Consider the following 19,362-nt stretch of genomic DNA (forward strand, 5'->3'; position numbering starts at 1 on the left):
TCGGTCTGCGATCCAGTCGCGCTTGTCGACTACCGCATCGGCATAAAAATCGGAATCGATTTTCGGGAAGCTCGATGCGTAGATTCAAAGCGTTAGGGCGTATTTTGTATTTTGCGCGTCTAAGTGGACGCACCTCGCTCTAATGTCTGAATATGGGCTGATTTGGACGATTTCGGCCAGCCCATCCGGAAAGCCTTGTGCGGTTCGGGGAAAAACATTAATCCAGCCGCGTGTGGGGCCTGTAGCTCAATGGTTAGAGCCGGCGGCTCATAACCGCTTGGTTGGGGGTTCGAGTCCCTCCGGGCCCACCATAACCTTTGATTTCATTTAGAAAAAGTGGCCTGGGCCCAAAACGTTTTGGGCCCATTATGGGCCCAAGGCAAAGACCATGGTCCCGGTTTGTTCCGACTCGATTTGATTATCTGACGATGCGGAGGTTAGCCCGTCGCGTCATGGCATCCCGTTTTGCCTCGCGCTCGTTGATAGCGCGAGCAATATCAACCGCGATCCGCTTCTTGTTGGCCTCACGCACATATTCATCAGTTACGGTCATGGAGGAATGGCCCATCGCTTCCATGATGGCCCGCGCTTGGATGTTGCATTCAGCGAGGTAGGTGCCGAAGGTGCGGCGCAGGCCATGGAGCGTGTAGCCGGCAGGAATTCCCGCCTGCCGCGTCCAGTGCTGCATCATACCCGTCAGGCTCTTTTCCGAAAATGGTCTGCCATAGGCGTTCTTCAAGACAGTGCCGCCTTTCGAGCGATCGAGCGGATCCATGGCCGCAGCGAGCTTGTCGACGACTGGAATGAACATCTCCCGCCCGCCATGGCGGTTGCGGTTCTTCTTCTGACGGAAATCAAATGCCTCGATTAGCACGAGCGAGCCGTCGAACAGTTCGATCTCTTCGGTTAGAAGATCATCCCACGCAAGCGCAGCGATATCGCCGCGACGATTTCCAAGCCAGAAGCCGAGTGCATAGCAGGTGCGTGCGGCTGTCCCGATGGGGTGTCGCTCCTCGAACCTTTCGCGAATCGTGATCGGCCAGGCTGGGTTCTTGGTCGATTTGGGCACTCGCACGCGGATGGACAACGAGGGATCGTCCTGCGGCTTTATCCATTTTTCGATGTCGGTCGCGACCCATACAAGCTTCTTTATGGCCACCAACATGTGTTTGGCGACCGTACGATTTGTCCTGAAGAGGCCTTCAATTATAGCGCGAAGCCGATCCGCGTCGAGGTGTTCGACTGGCGTTTCGCGCCACGTCAGCGGATAGGCAGGATCGACTTTCAGGCTGAGAAAGCGCTCGATCAGTCGCGCATTCTTCCGCTGCGTTGCTTCATCAAAATCCAGCCACTCCATCGTAGTCTCAAGTCGACGCGCGGCATGGCCAAATGTTTTTGGCAGTGCCCGACCGGGCAAATCGATAATAACTGCATTCTTATGTTGGCCCTGTGTGGCCTTCTCGTAAGCCACCTCGAACTCGGGATCTCCTGGCTTGCCGGGAAGGTGGGTTTCAGGCATGCCTTTTGCACGGTAGCGATAAACCAGCTTGCCATTCTTGAGACGCGAAGAGAGCCCAGGATAGCGCGCATCCTTGAAGGGCCTAGCCATCAACTTTCCTTCCAGACTTCTGCCGCCGCTGATCAACTCGCGGGGAGTTCTCCAGCATCGCTTGTAGCGAAAGGGTTTTGCTTTGGATGGCAACGCGCAGGAGCACCGGGTAGGGGAACCCTCTGCCTTGCTCTATGCCTTCCAAGGTGCGCTTCGGTATTCCCAGCGCCTTGGCCGCGGCTTCGGCAGTGACCCCGCCCTTGGCCCGCCAAGCTTTCACTTCTTGCGCAAGTTTCTCATTCTCGTTCACATTATGCCTTCCGCACAGGATAACATTGTACTACGCCTGCAGCGTACAGATAACGAGCGTAGTGTCTACCTTTTTTCTACGTCCCGTTTGCTTCGTTCCAACAGCTCTTGAAGGCCGCTATCTTTGTCCGGCAAAGAAGTGAAAGCTATGTCCAGGGCTATACGATCCCAGACGGCACGGCTGTTGATGCGCTTAGGCTTGGGCATCCGCCCATCGGCAACCATCTCGTCAAAAAGCGTCGATCCGACACCGACGTAACGAGCTGCTTCCTCGCGCGATAGCCCTCGTGGAGCATACGAGATTGCGTCGTTCTTCATGGACGCTGCCTCGGCCCTAAGAATCCTGGGTTGTTGGTGTCGAAGCACACAGTTTGTTGCCATTTCGCAGCTATGGGATCGTGCGCCTAAAAATAAGAAGAGCCTCGCTAAGCGGAAGCGGCCTCACTAGTTCGTGCGGCGTAAACTGGCAATAACGTGCGAACTGTGGATCAAGGGAGGAAAGCTGATTGTGCTGCAGGTCAGCGCTCGCCTTGCTGGGATGGCGATCAGAGAGCCACGCTAGGGTCACGTTTGGGGCCGAGAACTGCCTAGCCGCTTCGTTGGGCCAAGATGAGAAAAGCACTGCATCTAAGTTGTAGAGATCTCCAAAATCCTGCCTTACAAGCCGACGTGTGCTTATATGCACCGTGCTCGGCGGGCCTACCAAAAGACTGAAGACATTGAGAACGCTCCAGGGGTTTGCTTCTGGCGAACCGCAGGCCAATGACGGACGGCATGACGATCTCTATTCATCGGCGCCCGGATTGTACTGGAGCCGTCATCCGCGAAGTGCCAGGCCATGTCGTCATCATCCGCCGGAACGAAAATGGAACAGTCCAGAACGATTCTTCTAGATGTCGCATTCGCGACTCCGAAATCGACAGCTCTGTCCAACCGACCTCCCTGAATTCGCGTTAGGTAAGCGAGCCGGCGGCTTTAGCGTCGACTTTCTGTTTGGGGCTGACCCAAGAGCGAAGAAGCAACTTGTGTGAATCTAAAGAGCACATCTATAACCGCTCGGGGCAGTTCAATCCAAAGATTGAATCGGAGGGCATGCATTGTCGATTGTGGCGTCGTTACTTACGATCCCTGACGCCGCAGGGGGCGGCAAGGTCGCCATCGAGCGGTTGGATTATCAGACTGCCTGGGGTCTATCGCGGGCGATGGTGCTCCACTCTGGCGGTGAACCATACGCCGTCGGATTCGAGTTCCATGATGACATCGTCGAGCTGAAGGGCTCAGACAGCTCCGACAAGGCTTCCTTCTACCAGGTCAAGACCGACAAGGCCAAAGACTGGTCGCTGAACAGGATCGCGGCGAGGAAGAAGGTGAAGGGCGTTCACACCCCTTCGTTTGCATGGCGGATGTTCGAGAACCGGAAGAAGTTTGGCGCGGTCGCACAACGCCTGGTGTTCGTCAGCAACCAGCCGTGTCCGGCGCTCGGGAACGATCACAAGGACTATTCCTTCACGGCCGCTCCCAAGAAGGACCTCGAATCCTTCCTCAAGTCACTGCAGGCAGAAGACGGCTCGTTCAAGGAAGAGCATCTGAGCCTCTTCAGTTTCTCATACTCGCCGTTCAACCTCGGGAGCTTCGACAAGGCCCTACTTGGCGAGGTTACCACGTTCATCCACGATGAGACGGGCCTCGACAACATCGGCCCGAGGGCGTTCGCTCTCATGCTCGTCGACCAGTGCCGCAGGCGGTCTAGGCAGCTCTCGGACATAAGCGACCTTCCGGCGCTGCTGAAATCGAAGTTCGTGACCCGGGTGGACATGGAGCAGTGGCTCAAGGAATTGAAGGATAAGAATGAGAACCGGGTGCAATGGTCGGAGGTCTCGGGCTGGTTTGCCAGCATCACCGAGGCACAAGCGATCAAGCCGCACTTCTTCTCCTACGATATCGAGCGCAAGAGCAGGCTTGGCGCGTCTGCCCTGAAGTTCCAAGGGGACGTGAAGAAGCTGGTCGTGCCGCATATGGAAACAGGCAGATCTCTGATGGAGATGCTCGACGCCGCGCTTCCGGAGGTCCGGAAGATCGCATCCCATTGGTCAAGCGACGGGCTCCTGTCCAACGACTACCTAAGGGCGATCATGCTCTACGAGTATTGCTATGTCGGATAGTGCCAGGTTCCGACTCCTCGTCCGTAATCTGAGAAAGCGACAGAATGAAAAACTTGCGCTTCGAGAAGTTAGAGCTCCTGTCGACGATCGAGAAGAGAGCGAAGACGGTGGAGTTCCACCCTCGGTTGACCGTGATCAACGGCGAGAATGACGTCGGCAAATCCTCGGTCATAAAGAGCCTGTATTGGGCGTTCGGCGCATCGACCAAGACCCACCCGTCCTGGAAGAGGGCGAAGGTGAAGGCGCTCGTGACCTTCACCGTCGACGGAAACCGTCATTTCATTCTCCGCGACGGTTCCAGGATCGCGCTGTTCGATAAGGACTCAAAGGTGATGCTGTCGACCACGAGCATCACCTCAGAGCTGGGGCCCGCCTTTGCCGAATTGGTGAACTTCCGGCTGGTCCTTACCGACAAGAATGGCTCGTCAGGGACGCCGCCTCCGGCCTTCGCCCTGCTGCCGTTCTACATCGATCAGGACAACGGCTGGGGCCAGACGCTGGAATCGTTCGACAACATCCAGCAATACCCCGGCGTCCGCAGAAGCGTCGTCGAGTTCCATTCCGGTATCCGCTCCAACGAATTTTACGAACTGACCGCCGAAAAGCGGAAGGCCATGATCGAACGGGATGAAGTCGGACGCGACAAGAAGGCCGTCGAAAACGCCATCACAAAGTTGGGCCTGGAACCTGATTTCACTGGTCTGGAACTCAATAGAGTCGAACATGAGGCTTCCATCGAGCAACTGCTCCTGCGCTTCCGGACGTTGAGGGACGCACGACAGCGACGTGCCGCAGAGCTGACCGTCCTGGTTGACGAACGCTCGATAGTCCGCGAGCAAATGGAAATCGCAACCGCCGCCGCGAAGGAATTCGACGAGGATTTCCGCTGGGTGTCGAAAGTTGACGACAGCGAGATAATGTGTCCGACCTGCGGTACGGTCCACCAGAACAATTTCGCCAACAAATTTGCCATCGTCGACGACAGCGAGGCCTGTTCCGATTTCGTGAGCGACTGTCTCGAGCGCATGAGGGTTATCGCATCCAAGGCGAAAGTGATCGAGAACTCCATGCGGGAGACCGACCACACCATGGAGGAGATTTCGCGGATCCTGGCACACAGGCGGGGCGACCTCACCCTTGAGGACGTGATCAAGGCCGAAAGCCGGAGAAGCGCCCGGGCTATGTTGGACGCGCAGGTGTCCGAACTTTCGGAACAGATGGCCGGCATCGCAGGCGACATCGCGGCGGCCGATGATAAGCTCAAGGAATTCGAGAAGGGTTCCCGGAAGCGCAAGAAGGAGATCGAGGCCTTTTACGCGGCTGAGATGCTGAACTTCCTCAATGCCTTGGCTGTACAGAACATTGATCACGACTCGGTGACGAAGATCGACCGGAAAATTAACGATACTGGCAGCGACCTACCGCGCGCGGTCCTGTCGTACCATCTCGCCCTGATGCGAACCATCTTCAAGTTCACAACGGCTCTCACGGCGCCGATGGTTATCGACAGCCCCAACCAGCAGGACCAGGATGCCGGAAACGTCGCGGCGATGATCTCGCTGATCGTGGAAAGCCGCCCCCGGGACGGACAGACGATCCTTGGGACCGTTTCGCTACACGATCAGGAGATCGTTGACGGCAAGGTCATAACCTTTCACGAGAAGGGTGCCGTGCTCACCGCTGAAAAGTATGACTCCGTAGCGGCCAGCTTCCGACCATTTCTTGACCAGATGACCTAGGCGCGGGAAGACACTTGTGAAGCTTGTTCGATTCCGCATCTACAACTTCCGCTCATTCGGCCCCGAAGCGAAGGAAATCACCTTCAACGACACCACTTTCCTGCTCGGGCCGAACGGCGCGGGTAAAACCACTGTACTTCAGGCCCTGGCAAGAATGTTCAGCTTGGACCCGGCAGAGCGCCGGATCCGGAAGTCCGACTTCCACGTCCCATTCGACGAGGATTCCGCCAACTCGCCAGCATCACGAGTCCTTTGGCTCGAAGCGGATTTCGAGTTCCCGGACCTTGAAGCGAACGGAGACGATGATCCCGCCGTACCCACGCAGTTCACCCACATGCAGCTGATGGGCGAAACCGGGCCTGCCCAAGTACGCTATCGGTTCCTTGCCGAGATGGATAGCGACGAGGACATCGAAGAGCGCTTCACATACGTAATCACCGTCGACGAACATGGGGAACCCGCAACCGAAGGCAGGGTTTCGAAGCAGGAGCGGAATGCGATCCAGGTACACTACCTTCCTGCCCGCCGTGATCCCGCCGACCACATCTCGTATTCGGCGAACGCCCTTATAGGACGCGCCTTGCGGGCTGCAAACTGGTCGGCGCAAAGGGAGCAGATAGGCGACCTCACCCAGCAGATCAGCAATACGCTTTCGGCGAACGCCGCAATCGATCGCATGACCCAGGCGGTTTCCGATCGTTGGAGCGCTCTGCATAAGGGCGATTTCTTTAAGGATCCATCGATCTCCTTCGCCCGCAGTGATATCGAACGACTGCTCCGGCATCTCAGCATCGACTTCACACCCGGCCACGGCGAGAACGTGGTCGACTTCTCGCGGCTGAGTGACGGACAGCAATCGCTGCTCTACCTCTCGATCGTACTCGGAGTGCACGAGATCGGGATGAAGACAATGGCCGGAGACCTCGACGGCGCCTTCGATATCGACAAACTTCGGCCCGCAGTCTTCACCTTAATCGCGATCGAGGAACCCGAGAACAGCCTCTCCCCTCACTATCTTGGGCGCGTCGTGAAGGTGCTAAAAGAGTTCGGGAAGGGCGTCGCAGGGCAGGCGGTATTCGCAACGCACTCCCCAGCCATGATGCGCCGGATTCCTCCCGGCGAAGTCCGATACCTGAGGCTGGCCTCCGACCGTACGACCATGGTTAGGACCATCAGGCTGCCAGCTGCCGGAACGGAGGAAAGGAAGTTCGTTCGCGAGGCGGTCCAGGCGTTCCCCGAATTGTACTTCTCCAGGCTCGTCGTGCTTGGAGAAGGTGACAGCGAAGAAATAGTACTGCCCCGCCTTTTGGCAGCGAAAGAAATCCTTGCCGACGATTCGTCGATCTCTGTGGTCCCGTTGGGCGGCCGGCACGTGAACCATTTCTGGCGACTGCTGAGCGGCCTGGGGATCCCGTTCGTGACCCTACTGGATCTCGATGCCGGTCGCTATCAGGGCGGATGGGGAAGGATACGGAACGCCGCCAACAAACTTTCCGACTACGGACTGGCGCCGGAGGGTGAGATCGACGGAGTTTCCTTAGCCTCGATACCCGCGTGGAATAGCAATGACTCCGTCGTCTCCGACGATAAGGGATGGCTCGCGCGGCTCGAGGGACACGACGTGTTCTTCTCGGCTCCGCTCGATCTCGACTTCATGATGATGACTGCGTTCAGCGACCAGTACGACATCGCCGAGGCAGACCGCGAAGCGCCGGATGCGGCCACGACCACGCAGGTTCTCGGAAAGTCGCATGGAAATACCCACGACTATGTCGCCGCGGAGCTTTCATACTTCGATGCCTATCACTCCAAGTTCCAGCTCGGAAGCAAACCTTCATCTCATATCGAGGCAATGGCGAGCCTCACCGACGAGCAACTCCGCGACGACATGCCGGACGTCCTCGAACGACTTCTCGAACGCGTGAGGACGATGCTGGGAAATCTTCCTGAATGATCCGTGCGGAACATTGGAAACCTTCGGACGGGTTCGTTCTGGAGCCCAATGCCCTAGCGGCAGCAACAGAGACCGAAGCCAACCTAGCGCTCACTGCCGGACCGGGAGCCGGCAAGACGGAGATGCTCGCGCAACGCGCCGACTTTCTCCTGCGCACGCGAAGCTGCAGATACCCAAACCGAATCCTTGCGATCTCCTTCAAGGTCGACGCCAGCACGAATCTTAAGGCGCGTGTGAGGAGCCGGTGCGGCCATCAGCTTGCGGGACGCTTCGACAGCTTCACATTCCATGGCTTCGCACTCCGCATAATCCAGCAGTTCCGCCTCGCACTCACCGGGCATGACGCGCTGGCTGCGGACTTTTCCGTGGGGCCGGCTCGCATCCAGGGCCAGTCGATTACGTTCAGCGACATGATCCCTCTTGCGAAGACGATCGTCGAGGGCAGCGTGATCGCGCGGAACGCGCTGAGGAAAACATACAGCCAGGTATTCTTGGACGAGTTCCAGGACTGCACCGATCTCCAGTACGGCCTCATTAAGGCCTGTTTCCTTGGAACCGGCGCGCAACTCATAGCCGTAGGGGATGTAAAGCAATCCATTATGGGGTTCGCCGGCGCCATGGACGGCATCTTCGAGGCCTACGCCGAAGATTTCCACGCTACGACCCTCCACCTCTACCAGAACTTCAGGTCCGCGCCCGTATTGCGCCGAATGCAGAACGCCATGGTAAAGGTGATGGATGCGGACGCAGCCGTCGACGACTCCGATATCGTGGGCGAAGACGGAGAGATCGAGGTCCTCGACTTCCGGGATGATTCAGAGGAAGCGACTATGCTCGCTGCACGCATTCAGACCTGGATTGACGCGGGCGAGGATCCGTCAGAGATCGCGATACTAATATCGAGGCGCGAGGATCTCTACGGTCGTAAGCTGCGCCAGGCGCTGCGAGACGCGCATATCGCCTTCCGTGTCGAAGACCAGTCCCAGAGCACGGGAGCCGAGCCAGCATGCGTGTTGCTCACAGACCTGCTTCTCGTCACGGTCGGAGGCCCGCATCCCGTGGCCTTCAAGCGATTGCTGGATTTAGTCGTTTACGGTCAGGACCTCGACGAAGATGACGAATACCGAGCGCGCGGCAAATGGAGCGCCTTCGTCGACGAAACGAGAAGACGGATTAGATTGGGGCAGCTTGACCTGGCCGCACGGGATGCGCTGGCCGCCCTCGCGCAAGCCCTCATTTCTGCTCTCGGGAGGGAAACAGTTGTGGCGCTTTCTCCCGAGTATGCCCGGGCCGGAAGGCTTGAGGAGGTTATCGGCACATGTGTGGACCTCCTGCATGAGCAACTGGCCGCCGAGCCGAACATCGTCAACGCACTCGAGGCCTTTTCGACCGATCGGGCCGTAAGGGTGATGACAATCCACAAAAGTAAGGGTCTCGAATTCGGAACGGTCATAGTGCTCGGGGTCGAAGAGCAGACCTTCTGGGGTAACGCCGACACGGAGCGCCGGGCATTCTTCGTCGCCTGTTCGAGGGCGAAGGAGCGACTGTTCCTTACCACCTGCAGCACACGTGCCCGTCCGCCGGGCGCAGGGAACTGGTCCGTCAACCGAGTTCCGCACGCCGAGTTCCTGGCCTATACAGAGCCCGAACCCGAAGAGCCTCCACTCACTCTCTTCTGAATGCTATCGCGGATGACACAGACAAGAACCTCCGCGAGATCGAGAGCAACGTCGGGTTTCAGGCACCACGAATTGCGTCTATAACCACTGAAGGGTTTCGGGTGCCGTCAGGCGTACGAAAGTCTCTCACGCAGCAACCCGCGGCCGCAGACGATCGCATCTGGGGATTTGTGCCTGTGCCAGCACCTGTCGCAGATTTCAGCATAGGACTTGCTGGGTAGGTTATGAAAAGGGCTTTCAGGCCAAGTCGCAGAGCCTGGAGCATTGACTTCGACGGGATCGGTGCCACGCGTTTCAATGACTCTTCGTATTGGTCATTGGGTTCGCCAGACGGGTCGTCCAGTTTTGGCGGTCTTCAACCGCCGGAAAAATTTTCACCTCGCGTATTTTTGCTCTCGAGGTCATCGAGATAATCGGCCCACCATTGCATCATCCTGACGCGCTCGTCCCAGTGCTCTGCCCGAGCGTAGGCGCGACGAACGTCATTGTTTTCAACATGGGCCAGCTGCCGCTCTATGGCGTCCGCATGCCATTTTCCACATTCATTTAGCAAAGTTGATGCCGTTGCTCGAAAGCCGTGCGAGGTAGCTTCTTCTTTGCCATAGCCCATGCGGCGAAGGGCGGCGTTAAGCGTGTTATCGGAAATCGGACGCGAAGCCGATCGAACACTTGGAAACAGCAGCCATGCGGTGCCGGAAATGTCTCTGAGATTGGTCAGGATTTTGATGGCCTGCCTTGAAAGTGGAACACGGTGCGGCCGTCGCATTTTCATGCGTGCTTCCGGGATGGTCCACACCGAGCTTTCGAGATCGAACTCGTCCCACCCGGCCGCGCGCAGCTCGCCGGGGCGGGGAAACAGGAGTGCCATCAGCTTCAGGGCAGCTCGGGTTGTAGGCTGTCCGTCAAATGCATTGATCGCCCTCAGCAAGCCCCCCAAGGCCCTAGGATCGGTAATCGCGGCACGTGACGTGACCGTCGGGCTGATGAGTGCGCCTCTCAGGGCGATTGTCGGATCTGCCTCGGCGCGTGCGGTCGCGATTGCATACCGAAACACGCTGCCGATGGTGGAGCGCAGTCGCCTGGCCGATTCGTATCGACCGCGAACCTCCACGCTGCGGAGAGCGGCAAGAACTGTGGCCGGATCGATCTCCCGAACGCTTTTGTCCCCAAACGTTGGATAGGCAAAGTCGAGCAACCATTTGATCTTGGTGATGGTCCGGTCGGCACGTCCCTCCTTCTTCAGCTTGTCGACATAGTCCTCCGCGATTGAGCGAAAGGTGTCCTCTGCCGAAGCCTTTTGCGACTTACGCTCCTGTGCAGGGTCGATGCCACGTAGGAGGAGACGTTTGGCGGCATCGCGCGCCTCGCGTGCCTCAGCGAGGGAGATGAGGGGATAGCTGCCCATCGCCAGAAGCTTCTGCTTGCCGCCAAAACGATAGGCGAGGCGCCATAGGCGAGATCCGGTAGGCTGCACCCAAAGCTGGAGCCCGCCACCGTCAGTCAATTTCACGAGCTTGGAAGCGGGTCGGGCATTTCGGCATTTTACGTCGGAAAGGGCCATTTTCGGGACCTCCATTTGCTGCATCGATACCATCAGGATCTCCAATACCAGCGAAAATACCAGCCCTCCGCCTCGTTGGACCAACTACGCCGAAACTCCACAAAACCCGACCAACCGCGCCTTGGGTGCCAAAATCGCTCAGGATTTCAGATGGTTGCCGAGACAAAAGCATAGATGCTTCGGCGAAAGAGACTTTCGGGAGAAGAGGGGATGGTGCCCAGAGGCGGATTCGAACCACCGACACGCGGATTTTCAGTCCGCTGCTCTACCAACTGAGCTATCTGGGCCTGTTCCGGCACGCGGGCAGTTCTGCACGCCGGATTTCTTGAAAGCGCCGCAGGCGCCCCTTGAAAGCGCGTGGGTTATAGCACGGGAATCCGGCCTGTCCAGCGCCTAAGCGTTGATTTCAAGCGGCAAACGAGCAATCACTGGACAGGTCGATTCATGGGACGCGGTCGAAGTCACCAAGCCGTGCCGAACAGCTTCATTTGGGAGGGTCGTTGTCCGTTTCGTCCTCGTCGTCGCGGCCCGGAATGACATAGGCGCCCTTGAGCCAGCGGTTGAGGTCGATGTCCTTGCAGCGCACGGAGCAGAACGGGTAGGTCTCGCGCGCCGACGGCTTGCCGCATTCGGGGCAGGGCCGCTTGGGGCGCAGCGGCGTGACCTTGTCGTCCGAACCCGAGTTCATGGCCGAACTGACTGCCAGTTGGCATGCACCTTGAAGCCCTCGCCGGCCAGCAGCGCCACCGTCTCATAGAGCGGCAGGCCGACGACGTTGGTGTAGGAGCCGACAAGCTTGACGACGAAGGCGCCGGCCAGACCCTGGACTGCGTAGCCGCCGGCCTTGCCGCGCCATTCTCCCGAGGCCACATAGGCGTCGATCTCGGCGCGCGGCAGCCGCTTGAAACGCACCCTGGTCTCGACCAGCCGCTGGCGCAGCTTGCCGCTCGGCGTAACCAGGCAGATGCCGGAATAGACCCGGTGCGAACGGCCGGACAGCAGTCCGAGGCAATTGACGACGTCGTCGAACGTTTCGGCCTTGGGCAGGATGCGCCGGCCGACGGCGACCACGGTGTCGGCGGCCAGCACGAAGCTCGGTGCATAATCCTCTTCCGTCTGCAGCGAGGCCAGCGCCTTTTCGGCCTTTTCCTTCGACAGGCGCTTGGCCAGCGAGCGTGGATGCTCGGCGCGCAACGGCGTTTCGTCGACACCGGCCGGCAGCACGCGGTCCGGCTCGATGCCCGCCTGCTGCAGCAGCTCGATTCGGCGCGGCGAACCCGAGGCAAGCACGAGCTTCTGCAAAATGCTCATCGCGATCCCGGCCGAGCTCTGACGATCTTACTTGAAACGGTAGGTGATGCGGCCCTTGGTCAGGTCGTAGGGTGTCATCTCGACAAGGACCTTGTCGCCGGTCAGCACGCGGATGCGGTTCTTGCGCATGCGGCCGGCGGTGTGGGCGATGATTTCGTGTTCGTTTTCAAGCTTCACCCTGAACATCGCATTGGGCAATAATTCCGTGACGACACCCGGAAACTCGAGGACTTCTTCCTTCGGCATTCGATACCTTTGCTTGGATGGATTCCCAGCGCCTAGAGCATGATGCCGAAAAGTGTGAAGCGGTTTTCGGACGACATCATGCTCTACTTCTTGGATTTAGAGGCGGATTCAGATTTCAGGTCGAACAGACCTGAAATCATCCGACTCTAGCCGGAATTTGGGCGGAACCTATATGATAATCGTGCGCTTGTGAACATGCTTAAATCAGCCCGGTTTCTCTGCTTCCGGCGCCAGAAAACGGCGGCCGATCCGCGCCCTCAGCCGTTCGCGCACCTCGCGATAGGCGGCCATGATCTGCTCGCGCGTGCCGCCGACGCCAGTCGGGTCCGGCATCGGCCAATATTCGACGTCGACGGCAAGCGAGCGAGTAAGCTCGAGCGCGGTGTGATGGGCTTCCGGCGACAGCGTGATGATCAGGTCGAAATAGTCGTCCTCGAGATCGTCCAGTGTCCTCGGGTGCCGGTCGCCGAGCGAAAGCCCGTCCTCGGCCAGCACGGCGTCGACGAACGGGTCGCGTTCGCCGCCGCGCACCCCGGCCGACGCGACGAAGGTGGTGGCCGGAAGCACCTGACGCGCCAGCAGTTCGGCCATCGGCGAGCGCACGGCGTTCATGGCGCAGACGAACAGGATCGAGCGGGGCAGGATCGAGCGGGGCAGAGGGACTGACAGTTCAGCCTCGCCAGTGCAGTACGCAGACCAGCGTGAACAGCCGGCGCGCCGTGTCGAAATCGATGTCGATCTTGCCGGCCAGCCGGTCCATCAGTGTCTGCGAGCCCTCATTGTGCAGGCCGCGCCGGCCCATGTCGATCGCCTCGATCTGGCTGGGCGTCGAGGTGCGGATGGCATCGTAATAGCTTTCGCAGATCATGTAATAGTCCTTGACGATGCGCCTGAGTGGCGTCAGCGACAGGATGTGGGTTACGACCGCCGCGCCATCCTCGCGCGTCACCGCGAAGACCAGGCGGGATTCGGCCAGCGACAGTTTTAGCCGGTAGGGCCCGGCGCCGTCGTCATTGACCGGCTGGAAGCTGTTTTCCTCGATCAGGTCGAAGATCGCCACCGCCCGCTCATGCTCGACATCGGGCGTCGAACGGCCGATCGATTCGTCGAGTTCGACATCGATCAGCCTGGCACGGGTTCGATCGTAGTCCGCCATGTCAGCTACATATTCAGCCGGATGGCGACGGAGCGTCCATGCCCGTCGAGGCCTTCCGCTGTGGCCAGCGCGATGGCCGCCGGCGCCAGCGCCCGCAATTGCTCCGGCCCGAGCTTCAGGATCGAGGTGCGCTTGACGAAATCGAGCACCGAAAGCCCGGACGAGAAGCGCGCCGAGCGCGCCGTCGGCAGCACGTGGTTGGAGCCGCCGACATAGTCGCCGATGGCTTCCGGCGTGTGGCGGCCGAGGAAGACGGCGCCGGCATTGCGCATCCGCGCCAGGAAGGCTTCCGGCTCGTCGATGGCAAGCTCGACATGTTCGGCCGCGATGCGGTCGACCAGCGGCAGCGCCGCCTCGATTCGGGGGACGTGGATGACGGCGCCGAAATCGCGCCAACTCGCCGCCGCCGTCCCGGCGCGCGACAGGCTTTGCGACTGGCGTTCGACCGCCTGTTCGACCGCCGCGCCGAAGACAGGATCGTCGGTGATCAGGATCGACTGCGCCGACACGTCATGCTCGGCCTGGGCAAGCAGGTCGGCGGCGATCCAGTCCGGATCGTTATTGCCGTCGGCCACGACAAGCACTTCCGATGGCCCGGCGATCATGTCGATGCCGACCGTGCCGAACACCTGGCGCTTGGCCGCCGCGACATAGGCATTGCCGGGGCCGACGATCTTGGCGACCGGCTTTATCGTTTCGGTGCCGTAGGCAAGCGCTGCGATCGCCTGCGCGCCGCCGACGCGGTAGATCTCGGTTATGCCGGTCAGGTCCGCCGCCACCAGCACCAGCGGATTGATGATGCCGCCGGGCGCCGGCACCGCCATGACGACGCGCTCGACGCCGGCGACCTTGGCCGGCACGGCGCTCATCAGCACCGAGCTTGGATAGCTCGCCGTACCGCCCGGCACATAGAGCCCGACCGCCTCGATCGCGGTCCAGCGCGAGCCGAGCTCGACGCCGGCAGCGTCGGTATAACGGTCGTCGTTCGGCCGCTGCCGCTCGTGATGCGAACGGATGCGGTCACGGGCGAATTTGAGCGCCTCGATCGTCTGCGGGTCGGCCGCATCGTAGGCCTTGGCGATGTCGTCTTGCGACACGGCAATGCCGAGGCCTTTCAGATCGGCCTTTTCGAATCTCTGCGTGTAGTCGATGAGCGCCGCGTCGCCCTCGGCGCGCACCCGCGCGATGATCGCGCGCACCACCGCGTCGACGTCCTCCGAGACCTCGCGCTTGGTCAAAAGGAACGCGGCAAACCGCTGCTCGAAATCGGCATCGGACAGACGAAGCGTGATGGCCATCTTGTGTCCTCAGGCTCCGTGGAAGGGACGCGACGTCGCTTCCCAGGCGCCGCCAATGTCAGCCAGCCGCGCCTCGATGCACTCGACATCGAGCATGATCGCGCCGCCGCCTGAAAAGATCAGCTCGACAATGCCGGCCGGCTTGTCGAGCGCGACGAAGCTGATCGCCAGCAGCGACAGCACCTCGTCCGGCTTGTCGCGGGCAATGCCGCTGGTCTTGGCGCCCAGCACCCGGTCGAAATGCAGCACGCTTTGCCGCCGCTCATTGTGCTGGCGGAAGAAACCGGATTTCGCCTCCCAGACGAAGCGGTTCATCGTCATCATGAAGCGCTTGACCGCCGGCATGTATTCGAGGTCGCCGACCTTGAGCACGGCGTCCTGGACATGGGCCGAGACGATGCTCAGATCCTGATCGTCGAGCGCGACAAGCTTGAGAAGGTTCATGCGGAGTTCGCACCTGCGAAGGATTACATCAGTTTTCTGTTAGGCGGTCTTGGCGATCCGTGCAACCGCGCCACGGATTCCAGCACAATCGCATCAGGTTTGCGCCGCCCCTCACCTGCCTGCCGGCATCCTCTCCCCGCATAGTGGCGGGGAGAGGGACGCCTTCGTAAGGATTTCGCCAATATCCGGCGTTGCAGAAAGGGCGCCGAGGTCGCGGCCAGCCCCTTCTCCCCGTCACTATACGGGGAGAAGATGCCGGCAGGCAGATGAGGGGCAGCGCCGACCTCAGGCCGTTACCTCTACCCCGAAATCCGCTCGATCTCCGCGCCGCAGCCGGACAGCTTTTCTTCCAGCCGCTCAAAACCGCGGTCGAGATGATAGACCCGGTTGACCGTGGTCTCGCCTTCGGCTGCCAGGCCGGCGATGACCAGCGACACCGAAGCGCGAAGGTCGGTCGCCATCACCGGCGCGCCCTTCAGCTTCGGCACGCCGTCGACGATCGCCGTCTGGCCGGACAGTGTTATGTGGGCGCCGAGCCGGGCAAGTTCCTGGACGTGCATGAAGCGGTTTTCGAAGATCGTCTCGGTGATGCGCGACTTGCCCTTGGCCATCGTCATCAGGCCCATGAACTGCGCCTGCAGGTCGGTCGGGAACGCCGGGAACGGCGCTGTCGTCACGTCGACCGGCGCAATGCCGGCGCCGTTGCGCCTGACGCGGATGCCGGAATTGGTCTGCGTGATCTCGGCGCCGGTTTGGGAAATCACGTCGAGCGCGGTCTGCAGCAGGTCCGCCCGCGCGCCTTCGAGCACGACATCGCCGCCGGTCATGGCGACGGCCATCGCATAGGTGCCGGTCTCGATGCGGTCGGGTATCACCCGGACGCGCGCGCCCGACAGCGCCTCGACGCCGTCGATGGTGATGGTCTCGGTGCCAGCGCCATAAATCCTGGCGCCCATGGCGTTGAGGCATTCGGCGAGGTTGACGATCTCAGGCTCGCGGGCGGCGTTTTCGAGCACCGTCTCGCCCTTGGCCAGGGACGCCGCCATCATCAGCACATGGGTGGCGCCGACCGACACTTTCGGGAAGACGTAGCGATTGCCGACAAGACGGCCGTTCCTGGTCTTGGCGATGACATAGCCGGTGTCGACGTCGATATCGGCGCCCAGCGCCTGGAGGCCTTCCAGGAAAATGTCGACCGGCCGCGTGCCGATGGCGCAACCGCCGGGCAGCGACACCTTGGCCTCGCCCATGCGGGCAAGCAGCGGGCCGATCACCCAGAAGGAGGCGCGCATCTTCGACACCAGCTCGTAGGGGGCCGTTGTATCGACGATGTTGCGGGCGGAGAAAGTGACGGTGCGCGAATAGCCCTCCTGCTGCTTTTCGCGGCGTCCGTTGACCGAGTAGTCGACGCCATGATTGCCGAGGATGCGGATCAACTGCTCGACATCGGCCAGATGCGGCACGTTTTCCAGGGTCAGCGTGTCGTCGGTGAGCAGCGAAGCGATCATCAGCGGCAGCGCGGCGTTCTTCGCGCCCGAGATCGGGATGCTTCCGGCAAGCTTGTTGCCGCCGACAATTCTGATGCGATCCATTTAAAGAGCGTCCCCTCGGCCGAAAGGCCGGTTTAATCGGTTGAGTCTGTTGTGGCCCGTCTAAACCATTGGCGGGCTTGGTTCAAGAAACAGGATTCTCGCCCCGGCCAGCCTGTTGATATCAATCCTTTTGCGTTTCCCTTAAGGCGCCGAGCCCTTCCGGCCGCTTGTCAGCCTCGCCAGTGCGTCGCGAGCGCGACTGCGCCTTGCGCTTCTGCAGATTGGCGCGCAATTGCTCGGCGAGCCGGGTCTGGCGGTCAGCCTTCTTCGGTGGGCTGTCCTTTTTCGATGGCCCGCCCTTGTCAGTTGGAGTTGCCTTGTCGTTCATGGTTCCGTCCCGGCTGACGATTAGAGCGATGTGGGTCCGCTTGACGCACAAACGACGATCTAGCACTTTTGAATCCTGGCAACGTGCTTTCCGAAAATCGATTCCGATTTTCGGGCCGATGCGCCAGCGCACTATTCAGGGAAAGCCAACATTGTGGCGCTGCCATGTCCGCAAAAGCCGTTGGAGCGGGCTTTCACAGATGGCTTGCGAATGGCTTGCGCTTGGCCTTGCGCTTGCCGGTTCGATATGGCAGAAGCCCCGCCATCAGCGGCTGCGGTAGCTCAGTGGTAGAGCACTCCCTTGGTAAGGGAGAGGTCGAGAGTTCAATCCTCTCTCGCAGCACCAGTTTTCAAGGCTTTCTGCATTGGCTTCTAGCTGCACTGTGCACAGCTGTGCAGGGTTGCGCGCCCGGTTGCGGCACAAATTCGGCACAGTATGTTCCCTGGGCGTTCTGCGGCTGGTCCAGCCAGGCGCATGAAAAAGGCCGGATCGACTTCTGCCGGGGGCCGTGCCTCAGTTTGGATTTCGCCTACTACGGGTGGAACAGAAGTTAAACCTTGCGTCTGTTTGGCAAAGAGCGCCAGTTCCAGACGGCTGGCTTTAGAAGTGTTCCAATGACCCTGGATGATCTCGAACGAGAATTGGTGGCTTTGATCGGTCGACCCACCGACATACGACCGTTTGTCTGTGAGGGCTCACCGCAAACGTGCGACGTGTTCCTAGTCGGATTTAACCCTGCAACAACGATGAACACCGATTTTTGGGAATTCTGGCGATCCGGGTATGGGTACGACAAGGTCGCATGGTTTAGGCGGTACCTCGAAGAACGCACCGCCAGACCGCTGAAGCCGGGCAGGACCCGGCGACAGGAAGTCAGTGCCACTCGTCGAAACATCGAGTGCTTTGTCGAAGCCGCTGCAGGTAGTCGGGTACTGGAAACGAACATCTATGCCAGACCCAGCGACGACATGAAGAGCCTCGACCTCGCCAGCCGGGAGATCGCCCCGTTCAAGTTCCTACTCGACATTGTCAAACCCAAAGTGATTGTTGTTCACGGTAAGCCCGCGTTGGAAGCTATCCGCAAATTCGATATCTCCGCGAAAATGATAGAGGCCGATCACCATTTCTCTCGCAAAACCTCTAAGGACACTGCCCGCGCATACGGTGCGAGCGCTGCGAAAGAAAGCGCGGCCGCTGGGTAAGCAGCCTATTATGCTCGTGTAGGGGGCAACCCGCTGAAATCGGTTCTCACCGGAACTAGGCTGGTAGCGCACATCGTTCGGGACGATGGGGTCGCAGGTTCAAATCCTGCCATTCTCGATCAGCGAAATTAGAGGCTTACTAATCCCGCGTTCGTTCCGGCCCCTTCCATCCTTGAGCGGACTTGCGCGTCGCCAGGCGACGTGCCCTCTATTCCGCCGATGAAAATGCGCACCGAAGATCAAATGCGGTATTTGCGCGATATGGAGCGCCGCATACGCGCGAGCGAGTTCTGGCGCGGCAAGCTCAAGGGCGCGGAAGCGGCCATCCGTCGGCTTTATCTGACAGGGGCTGGTGACTGTGGCGGTTCTTCATGGCCGTCCGATGCGTCACGAGAAGAGATTGTCGCCCGCCTTGCAGCAGAACGTACGTTGGAGTGCAAATTCGTGGCTCTTTGGAAGCGCGATCCGGAGTTGGCTCGGTTAGTCGACTGGCAGGGGGCTCAAGAGCCTGAAGAGGGGTCGCCTGACGTTTGACCCCTCCCCGGCAAATTACCGGCTACAACGCCGAACGCGCTGCACGGCCGGTTCCACCGAGGCAATAGACGACTGACCGTAGCCGATCGCGTGGTACTCAGTCACAAATAATGAAACTGCCCTGACCGCGAAAATTGTTCCAGGCGCTTGGGTCTTTGCAAACCGTTTTGCCGTTTTTCTGGACCGTGTACCCCTTCAGCAAGCCGTCTGTATCCACTTTCGCGTAGACCTGCGCGAGTGCGGACCCACCCGCTGCTACCACACCGCCGACGACCAGCCCCGCAACAAACTTCCTCAT

Annotated in this window: 20 protein-coding genes and 3 tRNA genes; 8 read left to right on the forward strand and 15 right to left on the reverse strand. The window is 59.9% G+C overall.

Annotated features, from left to right (window positions below; translation table 11 throughout):
- The first annotated feature begins 235 nt into the window (after positions 1-235).
- Positions 236-311: transfer RNA gene (locus tag AC0L3O_RS00245), tRNA-Ile, on the forward strand.
- 107 nt (positions 312-418) lie between these two features.
- On the opposite strand, the gene AC0L3O_RS00250 is transcribed toward AC0L3O_RS00245, so the two are convergent.
- The 3 genes from AC0L3O_RS00250 to AC0L3O_RS00260 form a co-directional block, all read right to left on the reverse strand.
- Positions 419-1,609, reverse strand: a complete 1,191-nt coding sequence (locus AC0L3O_RS00250; RefSeq protein ID WP_473614420.1) for a tyrosine-type recombinase/integrase — start codon at positions 1,607-1,609, stop codon at positions 419-421.
- Entirely contained in the window at positions 1,602-1,859 is a 258-nt protein-coding gene (locus AC0L3O_RS00255; protein ID WP_473614421.1) for a helix-turn-helix domain-containing protein, read from the reverse strand. The genes AC0L3O_RS00250 and AC0L3O_RS00255 overlap by 8 nt, the downstream gene beginning before the upstream one ends.
- 65 nt (positions 1,860-1,924) lie before the next feature.
- Positions 1,925-2,176, reverse strand: coding sequence for a helix-turn-helix transcriptional regulator (locus tag AC0L3O_RS00260; protein ID WP_473614423.1), 252 nt, complete (start codon positions 2,174-2,176; stop codon positions 1,925-1,927).
- Positions 2,177-2,964: 788 nt separating this feature from the next.
- Between AC0L3O_RS00260 and AC0L3O_RS00265 the strand changes: the two genes are divergently transcribed.
- From AC0L3O_RS00265 to AC0L3O_RS00280, 4 genes are read left to right on the forward strand one after another with little or no spacing between them, the layout of a single operon-like run.
- Positions 2,965-4,020, forward strand: coding sequence for a dsDNA nuclease domain-containing protein (locus tag AC0L3O_RS00265; RefSeq protein ID WP_473614720.1), 1,056 nt, complete (start codon positions 2,965-2,967; stop codon positions 4,018-4,020).
- Between the two features lie 44 nt (positions 4,021-4,064).
- Positions 4,065-5,759, forward strand: a complete 1,695-nt coding sequence (locus AC0L3O_RS00270) for a hypothetical protein (RefSeq protein WP_473614424.1) — start codon at positions 4,065-4,067, stop codon at positions 5,757-5,759.
- 16 nt (positions 5,760-5,775) lie between these two features.
- A complete protein-coding gene (locus tag AC0L3O_RS00275) occupies positions 5,776-7,713 on the forward strand; it encodes an ATP-dependent nuclease (RefSeq protein ID WP_473614425.1) in 1,938 nt (645 codons plus the stop codon).
- A complete protein-coding gene (locus AC0L3O_RS00280; RefSeq protein ID WP_473614427.1) occupies positions 7,710-9,392 on the forward strand; it encodes a UvrD-helicase domain-containing protein in 1,683 nt (560 codons plus the stop codon). The genes AC0L3O_RS00275 and AC0L3O_RS00280 overlap by 4 nt, the downstream gene beginning before the upstream one ends.
- Positions 9,393-9,747: 355 nt before the next feature.
- Here AC0L3O_RS00280 and AC0L3O_RS00285 read toward each other — a convergent pair whose 3' ends face one another.
- From AC0L3O_RS00285 to AC0L3O_RS00335, 11 genes are all read right to left on the reverse strand, one after another.
- Positions 9,748-10,953 carry a tyrosine-type recombinase/integrase gene (locus AC0L3O_RS00285; RefSeq protein WP_473614721.1) on the reverse strand — a complete coding sequence of 402 codons (1,206 nt, stop codon included), beginning with the start codon at positions 10,951-10,953 and terminating at the stop codon, positions 9,748-9,750.
- Between the two features lie 211 nt (positions 10,954-11,164).
- A tRNA-Phe gene (locus AC0L3O_RS00290) sits at positions 11,165-11,240 on the reverse strand.
- A 197-nt stretch (positions 11,241-11,437) separates the two neighbouring features.
- Positions 11,438-11,641 carry a DNA gyrase inhibitor YacG gene (gene yacG / locus AC0L3O_RS00295; RefSeq protein ID WP_027155506.1) on the reverse strand — a complete coding sequence of 68 codons (204 nt, stop codon included), beginning with the start codon at positions 11,639-11,641 and terminating at the stop codon, positions 11,438-11,440.
- Entirely contained in the window at positions 11,638-12,264 is a 627-nt protein-coding gene (locus tag AC0L3O_RS00300; protein ID WP_023803279.1) for a Maf-like protein, read from the reverse strand. Before AC0L3O_RS00300 ends, yacG begins: the two co-directional genes overlap by 4 nt.
- 27 nt (positions 12,265-12,291) lie before the next feature.
- On the reverse strand, positions 12,292-12,510 hold the full coding sequence (gene infA, locus AC0L3O_RS00305) for a translation initiation factor IF-1 (protein WP_006200926.1): 219 nt from the start codon (positions 12,508-12,510) through the stop codon (positions 12,292-12,294).
- Positions 12,511-12,714: 204 nt separating this feature from the next.
- Positions 12,715-13,179: an arsenate-mycothiol transferase ArsC gene (locus AC0L3O_RS00310; RefSeq protein ID WP_268931755.1), complete on the reverse strand. Its 465-nt coding sequence runs from the start codon at positions 13,177-13,179 to the stop codon at positions 12,715-12,717.
- A 1-nt stretch (position 13,180) separates the two neighbouring features.
- The gene (locus tag AC0L3O_RS00315; protein ID WP_027155503.1) at positions 13,181-13,666 is read right to left on the reverse strand and encodes a UPF0262 family protein; all 486 of its coding nucleotides are present in this window, start codon (positions 13,664-13,666) and stop codon (positions 13,181-13,183) included.
- A 5-nt stretch (positions 13,667-13,671) separates the two neighbouring features.
- Complete coding sequence (hisD, locus tag AC0L3O_RS00320; RefSeq protein ID WP_128175666.1) at positions 13,672-14,964, reverse strand: histidinol dehydrogenase; 1,293 nt, start codon at positions 14,962-14,964, stop codon at positions 13,672-13,674.
- Positions 14,965-14,973: 9 nt separating this feature from the next.
- Positions 14,974-15,408: a DUF2948 family protein gene (locus tag AC0L3O_RS00325; RefSeq protein ID WP_128175663.1), complete on the reverse strand. Its 435-nt coding sequence runs from the start codon at positions 15,406-15,408 to the stop codon at positions 14,974-14,976.
- 299 nt (positions 15,409-15,707) lie between these two features.
- Positions 15,708-17,000, reverse strand: coding sequence for a UDP-N-acetylglucosamine 1-carboxyvinyltransferase (gene murA / locus AC0L3O_RS00330; RefSeq protein WP_473481526.1), 1,293 nt, complete (start codon positions 16,998-17,000; stop codon positions 15,708-15,710).
- Between the two features lie 121 nt (positions 17,001-17,121).
- Positions 17,122-17,328, reverse strand: a complete 207-nt coding sequence (locus AC0L3O_RS00335) for a hypothetical protein (protein ID WP_287181203.1) — start codon at positions 17,326-17,328, stop codon at positions 17,122-17,124.
- Between the two features lie 270 nt (positions 17,329-17,598).
- Between AC0L3O_RS00335 and AC0L3O_RS00340 the strand changes: the two genes are divergently transcribed.
- The 3 genes from AC0L3O_RS00340 to AC0L3O_RS00350 all read left to right on the forward strand — a co-directional run bounded on the left by AC0L3O_RS00340 (position 17,599) and on the right by AC0L3O_RS00350 (position 19,064).
- Positions 17,599-17,673, forward strand: a tRNA-Thr gene (locus AC0L3O_RS00340).
- Positions 17,674-17,942: 269 nt separating this feature from the next.
- Positions 17,943-18,530, forward strand: a complete 588-nt coding sequence (locus AC0L3O_RS00345) for a hypothetical protein (protein ID WP_473614428.1) — start codon at positions 17,943-17,945, stop codon at positions 18,528-18,530.
- 225 nt (positions 18,531-18,755) lie between these two features.
- A complete protein-coding gene (locus AC0L3O_RS00350; protein ID WP_473614430.1) occupies positions 18,756-19,064 on the forward strand; it encodes a hypothetical protein in 309 nt (102 codons plus the stop codon).
- A gap of 97 nt (positions 19,065-19,161) precedes the next feature.
- Here the strand turns inward: AC0L3O_RS00350 and AC0L3O_RS00355 are convergent, their stop codons facing one another.
- Entirely contained in the window at positions 19,162-19,362 is a 201-nt protein-coding gene (locus AC0L3O_RS00355) for a hypothetical protein (RefSeq protein ID WP_473614431.1), read from the reverse strand.

The organism is Mesorhizobium sp. WSM4810 (genome assembly GCF_055811235.1).

Excerpts from the sequence above, each read along its gene's own strand:
- AC0L3O_RS00345 (WP_473614428.1), top strand. The coding sequence starts at position 17,943 with ATGACCCTGGATGATCTCGAACGAGAATTGGTGGCTTTGATCGGTCGA.
- AC0L3O_RS00325 (WP_128175663.1), bottom strand. The coding sequence starts at position 15,408 with ATGAACCTTCTCAAGCTTGTCGCGCTCGACGATCAGGATCTGAGCATC.
- infA (WP_006200926.1), bottom strand. The coding sequence starts at position 12,510 with ATGCCGAAGGAAGAAGTCCTCGAGTTTCCGGGTGTCGTCACGGAATTA.
- AC0L3O_RS00280 (WP_473614427.1), top strand. The coding sequence starts at position 7,710 with ATGATCCGTGCGGAACATTGGAAACCTTCGGACGGGTTCGTTCTGGAG.
- AC0L3O_RS00355 (WP_473614431.1), bottom strand. The coding sequence starts at position 19,362 with ATGAGGAAGTTTGTTGCGGGGCTGGTCGTCGGCGGTGTGGTAGCAGCG.
- AC0L3O_RS00300 (WP_023803279.1), bottom strand. The coding sequence starts at position 12,264 with ATGAGCATTTTGCAGAAGCTCGTGCTTGCCTCGGGTTCGCCGCGCCGA.
- yacG (WP_027155506.1), bottom strand. The coding sequence starts at position 11,641 with ATGAACTCGGGTTCGGACGACAAGGTCACGCCGCTGCGCCCCAAGCGG.
- AC0L3O_RS00350 (WP_473614430.1), top strand. The coding sequence starts at position 18,756 with ATGCGCACCGAAGATCAAATGCGGTATTTGCGCGATATGGAGCGCCGC.
- AC0L3O_RS00335 (WP_287181203.1), bottom strand. The coding sequence starts at position 17,328 with ATGAACGACAAGGCAACTCCAACTGACAAGGGCGGGCCATCGAAAAAG.
- AC0L3O_RS00285 (WP_473614721.1), bottom strand. The coding sequence starts at position 10,953 with ATGGCCCTTTCCGACGTAAAATGCCGAAATGCCCGACCCGCTTCCAAG.
- murA (WP_473481526.1), bottom strand. The coding sequence starts at position 17,000 with ATGGATCGCATCAGAATTGTCGGCGGCAACAAGCTTGCCGGAAGCATC.
- AC0L3O_RS00270 (WP_473614424.1), top strand. The coding sequence starts at position 4,065 with ATGAAAAACTTGCGCTTCGAGAAGTTAGAGCTCCTGTCGACGATCGAG.
- AC0L3O_RS00260 (WP_473614423.1), bottom strand. The coding sequence starts at position 2,176 with ATGAAGAACGACGCAATCTCGTATGCTCCACGAGGGCTATCGCGCGAG.
- hisD (WP_128175666.1), bottom strand. The coding sequence starts at position 14,964 with ATGGCCATCACGCTTCGTCTGTCCGATGCCGATTTCGAGCAGCGGTTT.
- AC0L3O_RS00315 (WP_027155503.1), bottom strand. The coding sequence starts at position 13,666 with ATGGCGGACTACGATCGAACCCGTGCCAGGCTGATCGATGTCGAACTC.
- AC0L3O_RS00250 (WP_473614420.1), bottom strand. The coding sequence starts at position 1,609 with ATGGCTAGGCCCTTCAAGGATGCGCGCTATCCTGGGCTCTCTTCGCGT.